Here is a 15,741-nt window from a genome sequence, read left to right on the forward strand (position 1 = left end):
AGCCCTCCCATGAACAAGCGCACCGCCGTCGTCCTGTCGGTTATCGCGGCCATTCTGCTGGTGTTCGCAGCCAGCAACATTCGCCAGAGCGGCTGGACGGGTCCGCCCGCCCGCGCGATCACCGCGCGCTGCGTGCTGTCGGATGTCGAAAAGGCCAATGTCGAGATCTTCGAAAAGGTCTCTCCCTCGGTGGTGCAGGTGGTGACGCAGACCGCCGCCAATCCACTGAGCGAGGAGCAGGAAGGCGGTTCGGCGTCCGGCACCGGCATCGTCTGGGATGGTGACGGTCATGTCGTCACCAATAACCACGTGGTGCAGAACGCCACCCAGGTCGCGATCCGCTTTGCCTCCGGCGAAGCGGTGCGCGCCGAGATCGTCGGCACCGCGCCGAACTACGATCTCGCGGTGCTGCGGATCAGGAGCGCGCGCAAGCTGCCGCCGGCGGTGGCCGTCGGCAGCTCGGCGGATCTCAAGGTCGGCCAGTTTGCCTTTGCGATCGGCAATCCGTTCGGGCTCGATCAATCGATGTCCAGCGGCATCATCAGCGCGCTGAAGCGCAGGCTGCCGACCTCCAGCGGCCGCGAAATCTCCAACGTGATCCAGACCGACACTGCGATCAATCCGGGCAATTCGGGCGGCCCGCTGCTGGATTCCGCCGGCCGTCTGATCGGCGTCACCACGGCGATTCTGTCGCCGTCGGGCTCCAACGCCGGCATCGGCTTTGCGATCCCGGTTGACGTCGTCAACCGCATCGTCCCCGAACTGATCCGCGACGGCCGGGTGCCGACGCCCGGCATCGGCGTCGTCACCGCGAACGAGACGGTCGCCACGCGGCTCGGCGCCGAGGGATTGATCGTGGTGCGCACGGCGCCAAGCTCGCCGGCCGAGCGCGCCGGGCTGCGCGGCGTCGATCTCTCCACCGGCGAGCTCGGCGACGTGATCACCGCAGCCGACGGCAAGCCGGTTCACCGGCTTTCCGACCTGACCGATGCGATCGAGCAGGTCGGGGTCGGCAAGAAGGTGCGTCTCAGCGTGAAGCGCGACGGGTCGACACGTGATGTCGAGGTCGCCGTCGTCGATATCGGCCGCGCGCAATAATATTCTCCCTGGCTGGCCGATGGCGCAAATCCATGCACTCACGCGTCGCCAAAGCAGGCATCTGCCCTGACGCGCGCTCGGTTGTCAGCCGGCCAAAATCGGTTAAAACCCCCGCCAAATTCTTGCAAGCTAAGGATCACTCGATGAACATTCTTCCCGGCAATCTACGTTTTGGTGCGGGCCAGCCGGTCAAGCGTTTGGAAGACCAGCGGCTGCTCACCGGGAAGGGGCATTTCATCGACGACAAGCCGGAGGACGGCGCGCTCTGGCTGCACGTGCTGCGCTCGCCGCATGCCCATGCCAACATCAAGTCGATCGACACCAAAGCGGCGCTGGAGATGCCCGGCGTCGAGGCGGTCTATACCGGCGCCGACCTCGTCAAGGACGACATCGGCACGCTGCCGACGCTGGCGATCTTCAAGCGGCCGGACGGCTCGCCGATGAGCGTGCCGCCGCGACGCCTGCTGGCGCATGAAGTGGTGCGGTTTGCCGGCGAGGGCGTCGCGGCGGTGGTCGCGACCTCGCGCGTGCTGGCGCAGACCGCAGCCGAGGCGATCGAGGTCGATTACGAAGTGCTGCCTTCGGTGGTCGATCCGGTCGAGGCGATCAAGCCGGGCGCGCCTTTGGTGTGGCCGGAGGCGCCGGACAACATCGTCGCAGCGATGAGCTATGGCGATGCCGCCAAGGTCGAGGAAGCCTTTGCCAGCGCCGCGCACAAGGTGTCGCTCGATCTGGTCAGCCAGCGCCTGGTGCCGTCGGCGATGGAGCCGCGCTCGACCATTGCCGAGATCGAGAAGAAGACCGGCCGTCTGCTGCTGCACGTGCAGTCGCAGACGCCGGGCTCGACCCGCGACCTGCTCGCAGAATCGATCCTGAAGCGGCCGAAGGACAGCGTGCGCGTGCTGGTCGGCGATATCGGCGGCGGTTTTGGCCAGAAGACCAGCCTCTATCCCGAGGACGGTGTCGTCGCCTATGCCGCGACCAAGCTGAACCGAAAAATCCGCTGGCGCGGCGACCGCACCGATGAGTTCGTCGGCGGCACCCATGGCCGCGACCTCACCTCGACCGGCGAGTTCGCGCTCGACGCCAAGGGCCGCGTGCTGGCCTACCGGGTGCGCTCGATCGGCGGCACCGGCGCCTATTCGTCCGGCACCGGCAACATCATCCCGCTGGTGCTCGGCCCGTTCGTGCAGACCGGCGTCTACGACCTGTCGCTGGTGCATTTCGAGGTGAAGTCGGTGATGACCCACACCGCGCCGGTCGGCGCCTATCGCGGCGCCGGCAGGCCCGAGGCGGTGTTCATCGTCGAGCGGCTGTTCGACGCCGCGGCGCGCCAGATCGGCATGGACCCGCGCGCCATCCGCAAGGCGAACTACATCAAGCCGGCGCAGCTGCCCTACACCAACGCGGTCGGGCAGGTCTATGACTCCGGCGCCTTCGCCCACATGCTGCAGCGCGCCTCCGAGCTCGCCGACTGGGACGGCTTTGCCGCGCGCAAGAAGGCGGCGAAGAAGAAGGGCCTGCTCTACGGCCGCGGCCTGACCAGCTACATCGAATGGACCGGCGGCCGCGCCCACACCGAAAACGTCTCGCTGCACGCGACCGCCGAAGGCCGCGTCATCCTGCATTCCGGCACCATGGCGATGGGGCAGGGGCTGCAGACCACCTACAGCCAGATGGTCTCGGACTCGCTCGGCATCCCCCTCGACAAGATCGACGTGGTGCAGGGCGACACCGATCTTGCCACCGGCTTCGGCAGCGTCGGCTCGCGCTCGCTGTTCGTCGGCGGCACCGCGGTTGCGGTCTCCGCCAACGACATGATCAACAAGGCGCGCGAGAAGGCTGCCAACATTCTGGAGGCCGGCGTCGAGGACATCGAGTATCGCGACGGCTTCCTCACCGTGGTCGGCACCGACCGGCGCATCAGCCTGTTCGAGATCGCCAAGAAGGAGGCCGGCGCAAAGCTCTCGGTCGAGAGCCAGGGCGAGGTCGACGGGCCGAGCTGGCCGAACGGCACCCATATCTGCGAGGTCGAGATCGATCCGGAGACCGGCGTCACCCGCGTGGTGCGTTACACCACGGTCGACGACGTCGGGGTTGCGGTCAATCCGATGCTGGTGACCGGCCAGATCCATGGCGGCGTCGCGCAGGGCATCGGCCAGGCGCTCTACGAGGGCGTCGCCTACAGCGAGGAAGGCCAGCTGCTCACCGCGAGCTACCAGGATTACTGCGTGCCGCGGGCCGGCGATATCCCGCCGCTCGTCGTCACGCTCGACGGCTCGGCGCCGTGCAAGACCAACCCGCTGGGCTCCAAGGGTTGCGGCGAGTCCGGCGCGATCGGTGGCCCGCCCTGCATCACCAACGGCGTGATGGACGCGCTGAGCGAGCTCGGTATCAAGCAGCTCAACACGCCACTGACCCCGGTGAAGATCTGGCAGGCGATCCGCGACGCCAAGGCGCAGGCCTAGACGCACCGTGCCTTCACCCTCCCCTGGAGGGGGAGGGTCGTCATGCATCGTCAGATGCGTGACGGGGTGGGGTGATCTCTCAACTCGGGAAGTGTTTGCGGGGAGGGATTTCACCCCACCCCGCCGCTCCTTTCAGTCGCGTCGACTCTGCCCCTCCAGGGGAGGGTGACTGGAGCCGAGTTAGGCGAGTGCTACAGCCCCAGCACCATCTTCGCGATGATGTCGCGCTGGATCTCCGACGATCCGCCGAAGATCGTGTAGGCCCGCCCGTTGAGATATTCCGGCACCACCGGCAGCAGCTCCTCCGGAATCGCCGGCTCGTGGTTCAGCCTGTAGAACGGCCGCGCCGGCTCGACGGCGAGGCCGTCCTGGCCGATCACGTCGACGCCGAGCCGCGTCACCGCCTGGCGGATCTCGCTGACCCGGAGCTTTATGAGCGACGACACCGCGCCCGGATTCTGCCCGGTCTGCAGCGCCGACAGCACGCGCAGTTCGGTCATTTCCAGGGCATCGATGTCGACCTCGACCTCCGACATCCGCAGCGCGATGTCGGGATCCTCGATGGCGCGGCCGGTGACATCGGACTCTGCGAGATCGCAAAGCGTCTTCAGCGCCTCGCGCAGCTTGGCCGACGCGATGCCGGAGCCGCGCTCGAATTCCAGCAGGTATTTGCCGTAGGTCCAGCCCTTGCCTTCCTCGCCGACGCGGTTGGCGACGGGCACGCGGACGTCGTCGAAGAACACCTGGTTGACCTCGTGATCGCCGCCGATGGTCAGGATCGGCCGCGTCGTGATGCCCGGCGTCTTCATGTCGATCAGGATGAAGCTGATGCCGTCCTGCTGCCGCTCGCCGTCATTGGTGCGCACCAGTGCAAACATCCGGTTGGCGTGGTGCGCATGCGTGGTCCAGATCTTGGTGCCGTTGATGACGTAGTCGTCACCGTCACGCACCGCGCGGGTCTTCAGCGAGGCGAGGTCGGAGCCCGAGCCCGGCTCGGAATAGCCCTGGCACCAATAATCCTCGCCGGAGAGAATCTTCGGCAGATAGAAATTCTTCTGCTCCGGCGAGCCGAAGCCGATGATGACGGGGCCGACCATCTTCACGCCCATCACGTTGACATTGGGCACGCCGGCGCGGGCGCATTCGGCCTCGAAGATCCAGCGCTGCGCCGGCGTCCAGTCCGGGCCGCCATGCTCCACCGGCCAGCCCGGCGCGCCCCAGCCCTTCTTGTGCAGCGCGCGCTGCCAGGCCATGCCGATGTCGGGGTCGGAGAACACCGACGGCGTCAGCGCGGTGGCGCGCTTCATCTCCGGCGTTAGGCTTTCGGCGATGAAGTCGCGGACTTCCTGCTCGAAGGCGCGTTCCTCGGCACTGAAGGTGAGATCCATTGTGCGCTCTCCGTTATGCGTGGGCGCGGCCGCTGAGCGCGGCGTGGCGGCGATAATGATGGGCGCTGCCGCCGAACAGCGTGTCGAAGGCGAGCAGGCGCTTGAAATAGGCGCCGATGTCGAGCTCCTCGGTGACGCCCATGGCGCCGTGCAGCTGCACCGATTGCTCGGCGACGAAGCGGGCGCATTTGCCGATCTTTGCCTTGGCGCCGGACGCCGCGCGGCCGCGCGCCACGGGTTCGGCGTCGGCCATCAGCGCCGCGCGCAGCGCCATCGAACGCGCCTCGTCGACCTGCATCGCCATGTCGGCGAGGCGGTGGCGGATCACCTGGTTGGCCGACAGCGGCCGGCCGAACTGTTTTCTGATCTTGGTGTATTCGAGCGTGGTGTCGAGCAGCGTCTGCATGATGCCGACAGCCTCGGCGCCGAGCGCGGCCATCGCGCGGTCGACCACGGCCTCGATCGCAGGCAGCGCATCGCTGCCGTCGCCGAGCAACGCGTCGGTGGGAAGCGTCACGTCGTTCAGATCGAGATTGCAGCCGCGCCCGCCGCCGAGCCGCGCGTAATCGCGCAGGGCGAGGCCGGGCGTGCCGGCCGGCACCAGGAACAGGCCAAGCTTGCCCGATGCACCATTGGCGTTGGCGATGCGGGCGGAGACGATGATCTGGTTGGCGGCGGCGCCGTCGAGCACCGCGATCTTGTGGCCGTTCAAACGCCAGCCGTCGGCGGTCTTGGCCGCCGTCGTGTCGACATGCGCAAGATCGAACCGCGCGGCGCGCTCGGAATGCGCGAAGGCGAGATAGAGCGCGCCCTCCGCAACATCAGGCAGGATCGCCTGCTTCTGCGCCTCCGTCCCGCATGCGCCGATCAAGCCGGCGCCGAGCACGACCGTGGAGAGGAACGGGTCGGACACCAGTCCGCGCCCGAACGCTTCCATCAGAATCCCGATCTCGATCGCGCCGCCGCCGAGCCCGCCTTCGGCTTCGCCGATCGGCAGCGCCAGCCAGCCGAGCGCTGCGAACTGCTTCCAGACCGCGGGCGAGAAGCCGAGCGGATCGTTCGCCGTTTTCTTGCGATGGTCGGCGGTAAAGGTTTCCGCCACGAAGCGGTCGGCACTTTCGCGCAGCAGGCGCTGCTCGTCGCTGAGAGTGAGGTCCATCTGTCCTACTTCACGTTGGTTTTCTTGACGGAGGGATGCAGGCCGGCGGGATCCACCACCATGCCGAACTCCTGCAGATTGTGGGCGTGGCAGAGCTGATGCAGGGCGAAGGCCTGATCGATCGCGGCGGGCTGCCCCATGATGTCGATCGAGCGGTTCACCGCCTCCTTGCTCAGCTTCAACGCAAAGGCCGGCTTGGCCGCGATGCGGCGCGCCAGCGCCAGCGTGAACGCAGACAAGTCACCGCGCGGCACCACGTGATTGACCATGCCGAGGCGGTGCGCTTCGTCGGCGTTCCAGACGTCGGCGGTGAACAGCATCTCCTTGGCCTTGCGCGCGCCGAGCTCCCAGGGATGCACGAACCACTCGACACCGCAGACGCCCATCGTCACGACGGGATCGCAGAACTCGGCATCGCTGCTGGCGACGATCAGGTCGCAGGCCCAGGCCAGCATCAGCCCGCCGGCGATGCATTTGCCGTGCACCTCCGCGATCGTAGGTTTTGCCAGATTGCGCCAGCGCCGCGTGATCTGCAGATAGATTTCCTGCTCGCGCGCGAAGCGGCCATGCGCATTGGGTTCAGCGAAGCCGCCCCAATTTCCGACCGGCGGGAAATCCACGCCCACCTGGTTCTTGCCGGTCGGCCGCAAATCGTGACCGGCCGAGAAATGCGGGCCGTTGCCGGCGAGAATGATGACCTTGACCGCATCGTCCTGCACCGCCTGGTCGAAGGCGGCGTTGAGGTCGTAGGTCATCTGCAGGTTCTGGGCGTTGCGCGCCTCCGGGCGGTTCATCACGATCCGCGTGATCGCGTTCTCCGGCCGCTCGACGACAATCGTCTCGAATTGTTCCGACGCCATGGATCCTCCCAGGATCGATTTTTATTGGATCGATTTTCTCGGCATGATGAACGGCGAACCGACGGGTAGGCAAGCGTCAATTGATTGCAGTCATTCCGGGATGGTGCGCCAGCACCAGACCCGGAATCTCGAGATTCCGGGTTCGATGCTAAGGCATCGCCCCGGAATGACGGTGCCATCTAGAATCTGCTACCGTGGCGTGGAATTCCACCGGGAGGACATTCATGCGCAAGATTTGGACCGTGCTGGCAGCGCTGGCGACGTTGAGCCTGACCAACTGCGGATACAACGCGATCCAGACCAATGACGAACAGGTCAAGTCGAGCTGGTCGGAGGTGGTGAACCAGTACCAGCGCCGCGCCGACCTGGTGCCGAACCTGGTCAACTCGGTGAAGGGTTTTGCGCAGCAGGAGAAGGACGTGCTGCTCGGCGTGACCAACGCGCGCGCCAAGGTCGGCAGCATCCAGGCGACGCCCGAGGTGCTCAACGACCCGGCCGCATTTCAGAAGTTCACCCAGGCGCAGGGCGAGCTCTCCAGCGCGCTGTCGCGGCTATTGGTGGTGACCGAAAACTATCCGCAGCTCAAATCCGACGCGCTGTTCCGCGACCTGATGGCGCAGCTCGAAGGCACCGAGAACCGCATCACCGTGGCGCGCAACCGCTACATTAAGTCGGTGCAGGACTATAACGTCGGCATCCGCACCTTCCCGAACAATCTGACGGCGATGCTGTTCGGCTACAAGGACAAGCCCAACTTCTCCGTCGACAACGAGAAGGAGATTTCCACCGCGCCGAAGGTCGATTTCAGTCCGACGCCGGCGCCGGCGAAATAGTGGCGGCCGCGAAGCTGCCGTGATGGCTGCCGCACGCGTCATCCTGCTCGCGCTGCTGCTGGGCTTTGTGGGCCCGGCGCTGGCCGAGGTCGCGGTGCCGCAGCTCACCGGCCGCGTCGTCGATCAGACCGGCACGCTGTCGTCGGGCGATGTCGCCGCGCTCACCGACCGCCTGAAGGACCTGGAGAGCCGCAAGGGCAGCCAGATCGCGGTGCTGGTCGTGCCGACCACGGGCGAGGAGACCATCGAGCAGTTCTCGCTCCGCGTCGCCGAAGCCTGGAAGATCGGGCGCAAGAAGATCGACGACGGCGCGCTGCTGGTCGTCGCCAAAAACGATCGCCATCTGCGCATCGAGGTCGGCTACGGCCTCGAAGGCGTGCTGAGCGACGTCGTCACCCACCGCATCATCGACGAATACATCACGCCGAAATTCAAGGCCGGCGATTTCGCCGGTGGCATCTCCGCCGGCGTCGACCGGATGATCGGCCTGATCAACGGCGAGAAGCTGCCGGCGCCAGAGCCCGAGCACTGGCAGGCGCCTGATCTCGTCGACCTCGCCAATCCGGTTGCGATCTTTGCCGTGATCATCATCGCGGGTTTCCTGCGCGGGCTGCTCGGGCGGCTGCTCGGCTCGGTCGCAACCGGCGGCGTCGCCGGCGTGTTCGCCTGGATCGCGGTCGGCTCGCTCGCCACCGCCGTCGTGGTCGGCCTGTTCGGCTTCGTCGCGGCCTTGATTTTCGGTGGTCTGAATTTCGGCGGCCCGGTGGTCGGCTCGGGCCCGTACCGGCGCGGTTCTCCCGGAGGCTGGTCGGGCGGTGGCTGGAGCGGCGGCTCGAGTTCGGGCTCGAGCGACAGCGGCGGTTTCAGCGGCGGAGGCGGCAGTTTTGGCGGCGGCGGCGCCTCGGGGAGCTGGTAGGCACATGAGCATCAAGCGCATCGCCAGACATCTCATCGAACACCGCTGGAAGGTGCGGCGCGATTTTCCGCCGCGCGTGCTGGCGGCCATCGAGCAGGCGATCAAGGCGGGCGAGGCCACCCATGCCGGCCAGATCCGCTTCGTGGTCGAAGGCGCGCTCGACGGTACGCCGCTGTTCCGCAACCAGCCGGCGCGCGAGCGCGCGCTCGACGTGTTCTCGCACTTACGGATCTGGGACACCCATCACAACAATGGCGTCCTGATCTATCTCCTGCTCGCCGACCGCGACGTCGAGATCGTCGCCGACCGCGGCATCGACGCCAAGGTCGGCCACGCCGGCTGGGAGGCGATCTGCCAGGCGATGGAGGCGGAGTTTCGGGCCGGCCGGTTCGAGCAGGGGGTGATCAAGGGTGTCGAGGCGGTGTCGCGGGAACTGGCCAAGCATTTTCCGCACACCACGGACGGCCCGAACGAGCTGCCCGACAAGCCGGTGGTGATCTAGGCTACGGGGCGTCGGCACAATTTCGGAATATTGGAAGATTACCCCTGACTTGCCCGACGTGTCAAGTGGTCTTATCGAACGCCCGCAGCCGCCGGCTACTTTGCATGGGGTTGTTTTTCGAGATATTGGCAGCGCGCACCTGCGCCGGGAAGTTCTCTAGCTTCTCGCTGCCGTCTTGTCGGTCGCGAGCGGCAGCGGCGATAGCCCCGCCGGCGCGGCGTCAGTCTGCGGCCGCGCCCGGTAGATCGATAGCCCGGCGAGGCCGATCGCGGCGGCGAGGAAGATGTAGTAGACCGGCGCCGCCTTGTCGCCGGTCGCCTGCACCAGCCAGGTGTTGATGAAGGGCGCAAGCCCGCCGAACAGCATCACGGCCAGATTGTACATCAGCGATGCTCCGGTCGAGCGCACGCCGACCGGGAAGATCTCGGTCATGAACGCCGGCCCCGGGCCGGCCAATGCGCCGAGGAACACGGCTGCGGCCTGCAGCTGCCAGAGGTTCGTGGTGGTCGGCTCGGCGACGAGCCGCTGCAACAGCAGATAGAACAGCACGGCGTAGATGATCATCGCCGGCATCAGGACCGCGCGGCGGCCGATCCGGTCGGAGAGGGCGCCGGCGGCGATCGCAATCGCCGCGTTGGCGAGGCTGAACACCAGCAGCCCCAGCTGCGCATTGAGCAGCGGCAGTTTCAATTCGGCGACCGCATAGGCCGGCAGGAAGATCGCATTGACGTAGTTGATCGCGGTGCCGGCCGCGATCAGGCAGAACGAGGCGATCAATTCGCGCGGATGCTCGGAGAACAGCTGGCCGAGCGTGGTCTGCCGCTTCGGCTGCGCGGTCGCGGCCTTCTCGGCGAGATAGGCCTGGAATTCCGGAGATTCGTCGCAGCGCTGGCGCAGATACCATCCGGTCGGCCCGATCAGGATGCCGAGGATGAACGGCACCCGCCAGCCCCAGCTCGCGAAGGCGTCGGGCGACAGGCCGAGATTGAGCCCGATCGCCATCGCCGCGCCAAGTCCGAACGCCAGCGATTGCGACACCATCTGGAACGAGCCGTAGAAGCCGCGCCGGCCGGGTGAGGCGAATTCGATCAGCATGGCGCTGGCGCTGCCGAACTCGCCGCCGGCGGAAAAGCCCTGGATCAGCCGCGCCAGCAACAGCAGCAGCGGCGCCGCGATGCCGATCGCGCCAAAGGTCGGCAGGAAGCCGAGCAGGCCGGTGCCGATCGCCATCAGCGTGATCATCACCACCAGCGCCTTCTTGCGGCCGTGCTTGTCGGCGTAGAGGCCGAACACCAGGCCGCCGAGCGGGCGGGCCGCAAAGGCGATGCCGAAGGTGGCGAAGGTCAGCAGCAGCGAGGAGCTCGGATTGTCGGCCGGAAAGAACAGCTTGCTCAAAATGCCCGCGAACAGGCCGAACACCGTGAAGTCGAACCACTCCAGCGCGTTGCCGATGGTCGAGGAGATCACGACGCGGCGGCGCATCTCCGCTATGGCTTCAGCTTGCCTGGCGTCCGCTTTCACGGCTTCGGTTTGCATGATTTGTCCTTCCCAGCCGGCGGCGGTTGGCTCCGCCCCGCAATGTTCTACGCCTTGACCGACGGCCGTGCGGCGACGCGGTTGAACCACGCTACAATGTTGGTGTTGGACTGGTCCAGCGGCTGGCCGACCTGGTTGCCGAAATCGAGCCAGCAATACAGCAGCATGTCGGCGAGCGTGAAGCGCTTGCCGCAGAGATATTCGCGGCCGTCGGCCATCTGGTCGTTCAGCCATTTGATGCGGTTGGCGGCGATCATCTTCAGGCCGGGCGAGGCCTCGGGCGCAACCGGAATCCGCTTCTCGAAGAATTTCAGCGCCTCGCCGAAGCGGTAGCCGTTGGCGAGCGGCTCGGCGATGTTGAGGTCGACGCGGCGCGTCCACATCCGGCACTCGGCGCGTTCCTCGGGCGTGGTGCCGATCATCGCCGGCGCGGGCTGCTTCTCCTCGAGATATTCGCAGATCGCGGTGATCTCGGAGAGATAGTTGCCGCAGTCGAGCTCGAGGGTGGGCATCTGGCCGTGCGGGTTGCGCTTCAGATGCGCCTCCTCGCGGTTCTCGCCCTTGCGCAAATCGACGGTCTGCGTGGGCATCTCGATGCCCTTCTCCGCCATGAACATCCGCACGATGCGCGGGTTGGGGCCGATCGAGTCGTAAAGCTTCATGGTCCTCGCTCCCTGTTCTTGATGTTGTTGCCACCGTTGAACAGGCCGCGCGCGGATTTGTCAAATCCGGGGATGCACAGCTCTTTCCCCGTCATTGCGAGCGCAGCGAAGCAATCCATGGTCCCGCATACGCGGATGGATGGATTGCTTCGTCGCTGTCGCGCCTCGCAATGACGGGGGAGAGGGCGGACTTCAATCGTCGAGCTTGTTGAGGTCCCGCACCGACTGCATGATCGGCTCGAAATTGGCGCGGGCGTCCAGCGCGTCGAACAATTGCGCGGTGTCCTCCAGCAAGGCGTGCGAGCGCTGCAGCGCGATCCGCACGTCATCCTGCGGGGTATCGGACAGCCGGCCATGGCCCGACAGCAGGATCTTCGAGTTGAGACCCTTCAGCCGCTCCAGCGACTGGATGTAGTCGGCGATCGAGCCGGAGCCGAACACGCCGCCCATCACGCCGCCCGGCATCAGGGTGTCGGAGGCGAACAGCAGGCCCTTGTCCTGGTCGAACAGCGTGATGCAGGCCGAGGTGTGGCCCGGCGTGTACATCACGTTGAGGCGGAAATTGCCGAGGTCGATCAGATTGCCTTCCTCGAGCCAGATGTCGATATCGATCGGCACGTTCGGCTCGTTGAACATCTTGCGCAACATCGAGAAATCATCGCGCAACATGATCTTGTTGGCGGCGAGCCGGTGCGCGGCGATGTAGGCCCGGCCGTGGAAATGATAGGCGGCGCCGATATGGTCGAGATGCTCGTGGCTCAGCACCACCATGTCGATCATGTCGGGCGTCACCCCGATGTGGCCGAGGCAGGCGAGCAGCTGCGGATAATTGGTCGACAGGCCGACGTCGATCATGATGGTGCGCTTGCTGCCGCGCACCAGATAGGCATTCGCCGCGCGGTTCTTGAAGCGGATCTGGTAGACGTCGTCGGCAGCCTGGATCAGGCTGGCGACGTCGGTGTCGAACAGGGTCTTGAACGGGCTTGGCCGGCGGTCGCTCATGGGTTGGCCGCCGTCCGGTAGGTGATGGTGTTGGACGCGCGCAGCCGCTTCGACAGCGCGTCCATGATCATCAGCGCGAATGCCGGCTGCTGGCTGACGAGATAGACGAAGCGGGCGTGGTTGATCCGCATCACCCGGGTCTTGGGCGCCGCGGCGATCGCGGAAGCCGAGCGCGACGAGCCGTCGATCACCGCCATCTCGCCGAAGAATTCGCCCTTGCCGAGGGTGACGATGACCGTCTTGTTTGTGCCGTTCATCTTGGCGATGTCGACCTTGCCGTCGAGGACGACGAAAAGCTCGCGGCCGGTTGAGCCTTCCTCAAAAATGACGTCATCGACATCAAAGACGTTGATGCATTTCTCGATTGTCATGGCACCACCCTGCCTTCTGGCTGGTAGGTGACGGCATGTTAATCTCGAAAGTGCCGGGCGCAAACCAGTACTGATGCGGATTGCCGCAGGGCAGCATCGGCCCAAATCCGGCCCCGGAAATTCCCTAAAATTTCGGTAAGGACCCGGCCGGGTAAGGATTTCGCAAGCAATAAAAGTTACCGAATTGTCAACCTCATCTGGAGACTTTGAACGTGAGTGAGCAGCAGAGCGAGCCGGTTAGCGGTCAAGCCGGCGCCGAAATGGCGGCGAAAAGCCAGCCGGTGACCGCGGCCACGGCCGAGCCTGTCAGGCTCTCGCCCGAGCAGGAAGAGACGTCGCCGAAGGCGGACACTCCCAAAATCGACGCCGGCGCCGAGACGCCGAAGGTTGAACCGCCGAAGATCCAGCCGCCGCCGCTCGAGCCCAACATCGATCCGGCCAACATGGACGTGCCCAAGGTCGAGACTGGCGGCCGCGAGGAGCCGCGCTTCCCGGGCAAGCTGATGATCATGGCGCCCGGCGAGCGCGCTTGGGATCACGAGGAGACCGCCGCAAAGCCGGAGGCCGCGCAGGCCGCCAAGCCGGCCGGCAACCGCCGGTTCGCGGCGATGGCCGCAATGGTGGCGCTGGCGACCGTGGCCGGCGCGATCGGCGGCGCATTGGCCACCGCGGGTCTCGGCCACGTCACTACCGCCGCGGTCGCGTCCGCAAAGGATACGGCCGCCAAGGATGCTGCCGCGAAGGAAGCGCTCGATACCTCGATCGCCCGGGTCGAATCCGAAATCGCCGCGCTGAAGGCCAGCGTCGAGCAGACCGCCAAGGCCGGCCAGGCCCAGTTCAGCAAGGCCAACGACCGCATCGAGAAGGTCGAGAAGGCGCAGGCCGAGCCGATGGCCAGGCTCGCCAAGCTAAGCGAGGCCGTCGAAAAGCTCCGCGCCGCGCCGCAGACAACCGTTGCGGCGACGACGCCCGCCGCTGCCCGCGAGGTGACCGGCACCGTGGCGGCGCCGCAGGCGACCGCCGCGGCCGTGCCGCCGGCCGCACCGAAGCCCGAGGTCGGCCGCCTGCCGGTGGTCGAAGGCTGGGCGCTGCGCGACGTCGGCCATGGCAGCGCGCTGATCGAGGGACGCGGCGGCGTCTATGAGGTCTATGCCGGCGATCCCGTTCCCGGCCTCGGCCGCGTCGACGCGATCCGCAGGCAGGACGGCCGCTGGGTCGTCGTCACCACCAGGGGCCTGATCGTCTCGCGCTGATCGCCCGATCGCGACAATACCAAGGCGCTTCACTGCGATGTGAAGCGCCTTTTTTTCTTGAATAGGGTTTGCCGCGCGGTGTTAGTGGGGGCATGAGCCGCGTGCTGAAACGCCTCCTCGTCTTGTTCCTTCTGTTCTGCGGCGTCGCCCCCCTGCGCGCCGGCGAGGATCGCGCGCTCGAGCGCGGCGCGGCGATCATCGATCCCGCAACCTTGCGCGATCTCGATCACGGCCGCTTCGGCCTCGGCCGCATGCTGGCGCCGGAGCGCCCGGCGGATATGCCGCTCTCCAACAGCGAACTGTTCAAACTGCCTTCGATGCTGCCGGTGCGCGAGGCGCTGATCCGCGAGTTCGATCGCTATGTCGAACGGCACAAGGCCAGCCTGCCGAACGAGAGCATCGGCGTCGGCGACGGTTTTGCCTTCCAGCTGTTCGACCGCGCGGTGCTTGATTCCGCGGACGTCCGCTTCGTGCTTTCCGGCATCGTCAACCGCATGGACCGCGCCTATGTGGCGCCTGATGATTGTGGCGAGATCCGGCTGATCTATCGCCTGACTCGCACCGACGTGCCGCCGATCGGAGAGAATGCGGTCTCGCAGCGCCTGCCGATGACGCTGAACCTGGTGCTGAAGGCGAAGGGCGACGGCAACGAGGCCTCGCTCACCTGCCGCGAGATCGCCCGGCGCTGGCTCGCCGCAGGCAGCGCGCCGCAGACGGCGGAAAAGCTGCTTGGCAGTGACGGCCCGCTCGCGCTGGTCGGTGAGCGCAACATCGACCGGATCGAGACCAATCTGCAGATCGCGCACGCGCCGAAGTCCGCGCTGCGCGATTTCCGCACCGACTATCTGCTGAAGGTGTTCGACTACGATGGAGCTTCGAAGCGCTTTGCCGAAGCGCCGATGGAGAACCAGATCGATCGCGACCGCATTCTGGCGGACGACGGTCTACGCCGCGACTTCAAGGCGTGGCTGCTCGATCCCAAGCATTTTGCCGAGCTCGATCGCGGCACGCTGCTGATCCCGGAGAAATTCCTTGCGACCGGGGCGGTTGCGCCGACGCCGATCGGCTTCGATGTCGGCGAGTTGCAACCCGAGTTCGGGCTGGTGCAAGGCGAGGGCGCGGCGGGCGAGGCGGTGTTCTCCGAGGGCGACGTCGTCGGCGCCTTGCAGAGGGCCGCGGCCGACGGAACGAAGCTGCAGAACATCCAGTCGCTGGCCGGCTTCGAGCGCCGCCTCAACGACGTCACCTGCGCCGGCTGCCACCAAACCCGCGGCATCGGCGGCTTCCATTTTCCCGGCGTCGACTGGTTGGCGGCCAAGCCGTCGAACTCCACCGTGGTGCCGGCCTCGCCGCATTTCTTCGGCGATCAGGTCCGCCGCCGCGATATCCTTTCCAGCTTCCGCGACGGCAAGGCGCCGGACTTTTCGCGCGGCTTCTCCAATCGCCCGCAGCTGCGCGGCTCGACCGAGCTCGCCGGCACCGAATACAGCGACGGCTGGGGCGCGCATTGCTATCTGCCGGCGGCCAAGCCGGCCGAGACGGACCGCAGTTTTCGCAGCTGGAGCTGCGCCGAGGGCCTCGCCTGCCAGGTCGCCGGCAAGACCTCGCGGATGGGCATGTGCTTCGTGAAGGGGCGTTAGGTCCGGGAACCGGCACGCGCTGGCGTCATTATTTGATGCTATCTTGCGGGTCG

General features: G+C 66.4%; 14 protein-coding genes. 7 read left to right on the forward strand and 7 right to left on the reverse strand.

Translation table 11 applies throughout. The features are described 5' to 3' along the window. The first annotated feature begins 9 nt into the window (after positions 1 to 9). Entirely contained in the window at positions 10 to 1,098 is a 1,089-nt protein-coding gene (locus CI41S_RS37690) for a S1C family serine protease (RefSeq protein ID WP_139864097.1), read from the forward strand. Positions 1,099 to 1,241: 143 nt separating this feature from the next. Further along, positions 1,242 to 3,566 (forward strand): xanthine dehydrogenase family protein molybdopterin-binding subunit, encoded by a 2,325-nt coding sequence (locus CI41S_RS37695; protein ID WP_139864098.1) that lies wholly within the window; start codon positions 1,242 to 1,244, stop codon positions 3,564 to 3,566. Positions 3,567 to 3,757: 191 nt separating this feature from the next. On the opposite strand, the gene CI41S_RS37700 is transcribed toward CI41S_RS37695, so the two are convergent. Genes CI41S_RS37700 through CI41S_RS37710 form a run of 3 tightly spaced genes read right to left on the reverse strand, consistent with a single transcriptional unit; the run spans position 3,758 to position 6,973 of the window. After that, positions 3,758 to 4,954 (reverse strand): acyl-CoA dehydrogenase family protein, encoded by a 1,197-nt coding sequence (locus CI41S_RS37700; RefSeq protein ID WP_139864099.1) that lies wholly within the window; start codon positions 4,952 to 4,954, stop codon positions 3,758 to 3,760. A 13-nt stretch (positions 4,955 to 4,967) separates the two neighbouring features. Beyond that, the gene (locus CI41S_RS37705) at positions 4,968 to 6,113 is read right to left on the reverse strand and encodes an acyl-CoA dehydrogenase family protein (RefSeq protein WP_139864100.1); all 1,146 of its coding nucleotides are present in this window, start codon (positions 6,111 to 6,113) and stop codon (positions 4,968 to 4,970) included. A 5-nt stretch (positions 6,114 to 6,118) separates the two neighbouring features. Beyond that, the gene (locus tag CI41S_RS37710; RefSeq protein ID WP_139864101.1) at positions 6,119 to 6,973 is read right to left on the reverse strand and encodes an enoyl-CoA hydratase; all 855 of its coding nucleotides are present in this window, start codon (positions 6,971 to 6,973) and stop codon (positions 6,119 to 6,121) included. A 224-nt stretch (positions 6,974 to 7,197) separates the two neighbouring features. On the opposite strand from CI41S_RS37710, the gene CI41S_RS37715 reads away from it, so the two are divergent. Genes CI41S_RS37715 through CI41S_RS37725 form a run of 3 tightly spaced genes read left to right on the forward strand, consistent with a single transcriptional unit; the run spans position 7,198 to position 9,224 of the window. Next, positions 7,198 to 7,806 carry a LemA family protein gene (locus CI41S_RS37715; protein ID WP_139864102.1) on the forward strand — a complete coding sequence of 203 codons (609 nt, stop codon included), beginning with the start codon at positions 7,198 to 7,200 and terminating at the stop codon, positions 7,804 to 7,806. Between the two features lie 22 nt (positions 7,807 to 7,828). Then, positions 7,829 to 8,722: a TPM domain-containing protein gene (locus CI41S_RS37720; RefSeq protein ID WP_139864103.1), complete on the forward strand. Its 894-nt coding sequence runs from the start codon at positions 7,829 to 7,831 to the stop codon at positions 8,720 to 8,722. A 4-nt stretch (positions 8,723 to 8,726) separates the two neighbouring features. Further along, the gene (locus tag CI41S_RS37725) at positions 8,727 to 9,224 is read left to right on the forward strand and encodes a TPM domain-containing protein (protein WP_139864104.1); all 498 of its coding nucleotides are present in this window, start codon (positions 8,727 to 8,729) and stop codon (positions 9,222 to 9,224) included. Between the two features lie 156 nt (positions 9,225 to 9,380). On the opposite strand, the gene CI41S_RS37730 is transcribed toward CI41S_RS37725, so the two are convergent. The 4 genes from CI41S_RS37730 to CI41S_RS37745 all read right to left on the reverse strand — a co-directional run bounded on the left by CI41S_RS37730 (position 9,381) and on the right by CI41S_RS37745 (position 12,795). Beyond that, positions 9,381 to 10,760, reverse strand: a complete 1,380-nt coding sequence (locus CI41S_RS37730) for an MFS transporter (protein WP_244626816.1) — start codon at positions 10,758 to 10,760, stop codon at positions 9,381 to 9,383. Positions 10,761 to 10,807: 47 nt separating this feature from the next. Beyond that, positions 10,808 to 11,422 (reverse strand): glutathione S-transferase family protein, encoded by a 615-nt coding sequence (locus tag CI41S_RS37735; protein ID WP_139864105.1) that lies wholly within the window; start codon positions 11,420 to 11,422, stop codon positions 10,808 to 10,810. A 192-nt stretch (positions 11,423 to 11,614) separates the two neighbouring features. Then, on the reverse strand, positions 11,615 to 12,424 hold the full coding sequence (locus tag CI41S_RS37740; protein ID WP_139864106.1) for an MBL fold metallo-hydrolase: 810 nt from the start codon (positions 12,422 to 12,424) through the stop codon (positions 11,615 to 11,617). After that, positions 12,421 to 12,795, reverse strand: a complete 375-nt coding sequence (locus tag CI41S_RS37745; protein ID WP_139864107.1) for a Crp/Fnr family transcriptional regulator — start codon at positions 12,793 to 12,795, stop codon at positions 12,421 to 12,423. The genes CI41S_RS37740 and CI41S_RS37745 overlap by 4 nt, the downstream gene beginning before the upstream one ends. A gap of 212 nt (positions 12,796 to 13,007) precedes the next feature. Between CI41S_RS37745 and CI41S_RS37750 the strand changes: the two genes are divergently transcribed. Both CI41S_RS37750 and CI41S_RS37755 read left to right on the forward strand, forming a co-directional pair. Continuing rightward, positions 13,008 to 14,048, forward strand: a complete 1,041-nt coding sequence (locus CI41S_RS37750) for a hypothetical protein (protein WP_347339291.1) — start codon at positions 13,008 to 13,010, stop codon at positions 14,046 to 14,048. Positions 14,049 to 14,140: 92 nt separating this feature from the next. Further along, positions 14,141 to 15,688 (forward strand): hypothetical protein, encoded by a 1,548-nt coding sequence (locus tag CI41S_RS37755; protein WP_139864109.1) that lies wholly within the window; start codon positions 14,141 to 14,143, stop codon positions 15,686 to 15,688. The last annotated feature ends 53 nt before the right edge of the window (positions 15,689 to 15,741 follow it).

Source organism: Bradyrhizobium ivorense (assembly GCF_900696085.1).
Taxonomy (GTDB): Bacteria; Pseudomonadota; Alphaproteobacteria; order Rhizobiales; family Xanthobacteraceae; genus Bradyrhizobium; species Bradyrhizobium ivorense.

What these genes read in the sequence shown, in the direction of transcription:
- CI41S_RS37745 (WP_139864107.1), bottom strand. Translation starts at nt 12,795, where the DNA reads ATGACAATCGAGAAATGCATCAACGTCTTTGATGTCGATGACGTCATT.
- CI41S_RS37710 (WP_139864101.1), bottom strand. Translation starts at nt 6,973, where the DNA reads ATGGCGTCGGAACAATTCGAGACGATTGTCGTCGAGCGGCCGGAGAAC.
- CI41S_RS37735 (WP_139864105.1), bottom strand. Translation starts at nt 11,422, where the DNA reads ATGAAGCTTTACGACTCGATCGGCCCCAACCCGCGCATCGTGCGGATG.
- CI41S_RS37690 (WP_139864097.1), top strand. Translation starts at nt 10, where the DNA reads ATGAACAAGCGCACCGCCGTCGTCCTGTCGGTTATCGCGGCCATTCTG.
- CI41S_RS37705 (WP_139864100.1), bottom strand. Translation starts at nt 6,113, where the DNA reads ATGGACCTCACTCTCAGCGACGAGCAGCGCCTGCTGCGCGAAAGTGCC.
- CI41S_RS37720 (WP_139864103.1), top strand. Translation starts at nt 7,829, where the DNA reads ATGGCTGCCGCACGCGTCATCCTGCTCGCGCTGCTGCTGGGCTTTGTG.
- CI41S_RS37725 (WP_139864104.1), top strand. Translation starts at nt 8,727, where the DNA reads ATGAGCATCAAGCGCATCGCCAGACATCTCATCGAACACCGCTGGAAG.
- CI41S_RS37695 (WP_139864098.1), top strand. Translation starts at nt 1,242, where the DNA reads ATGAACATTCTTCCCGGCAATCTACGTTTTGGTGCGGGCCAGCCGGTC.
- CI41S_RS37730 (WP_244626816.1), bottom strand. Translation starts at nt 10,760, where the DNA reads ATGCAAACCGAAGCCGTGAAAGCGGACGCCAGGCAAGCTGAAGCCATA.
- CI41S_RS37700 (WP_139864099.1), bottom strand. Translation starts at nt 4,954, where the DNA reads ATGGATCTCACCTTCAGTGCCGAGGAACGCGCCTTCGAGCAGGAAGTC.
- CI41S_RS37740 (WP_139864106.1), bottom strand. Translation starts at nt 12,424, where the DNA reads ATGAGCGACCGCCGGCCAAGCCCGTTCAAGACCCTGTTCGACACCGAC.
- CI41S_RS37755 (WP_139864109.1), top strand. Translation starts at nt 14,141, where the DNA reads ATGAGCCGCGTGCTGAAACGCCTCCTCGTCTTGTTCCTTCTGTTCTGC.
- CI41S_RS37715 (WP_139864102.1), top strand. Translation starts at nt 7,198, where the DNA reads ATGCGCAAGATTTGGACCGTGCTGGCAGCGCTGGCGACGTTGAGCCTG.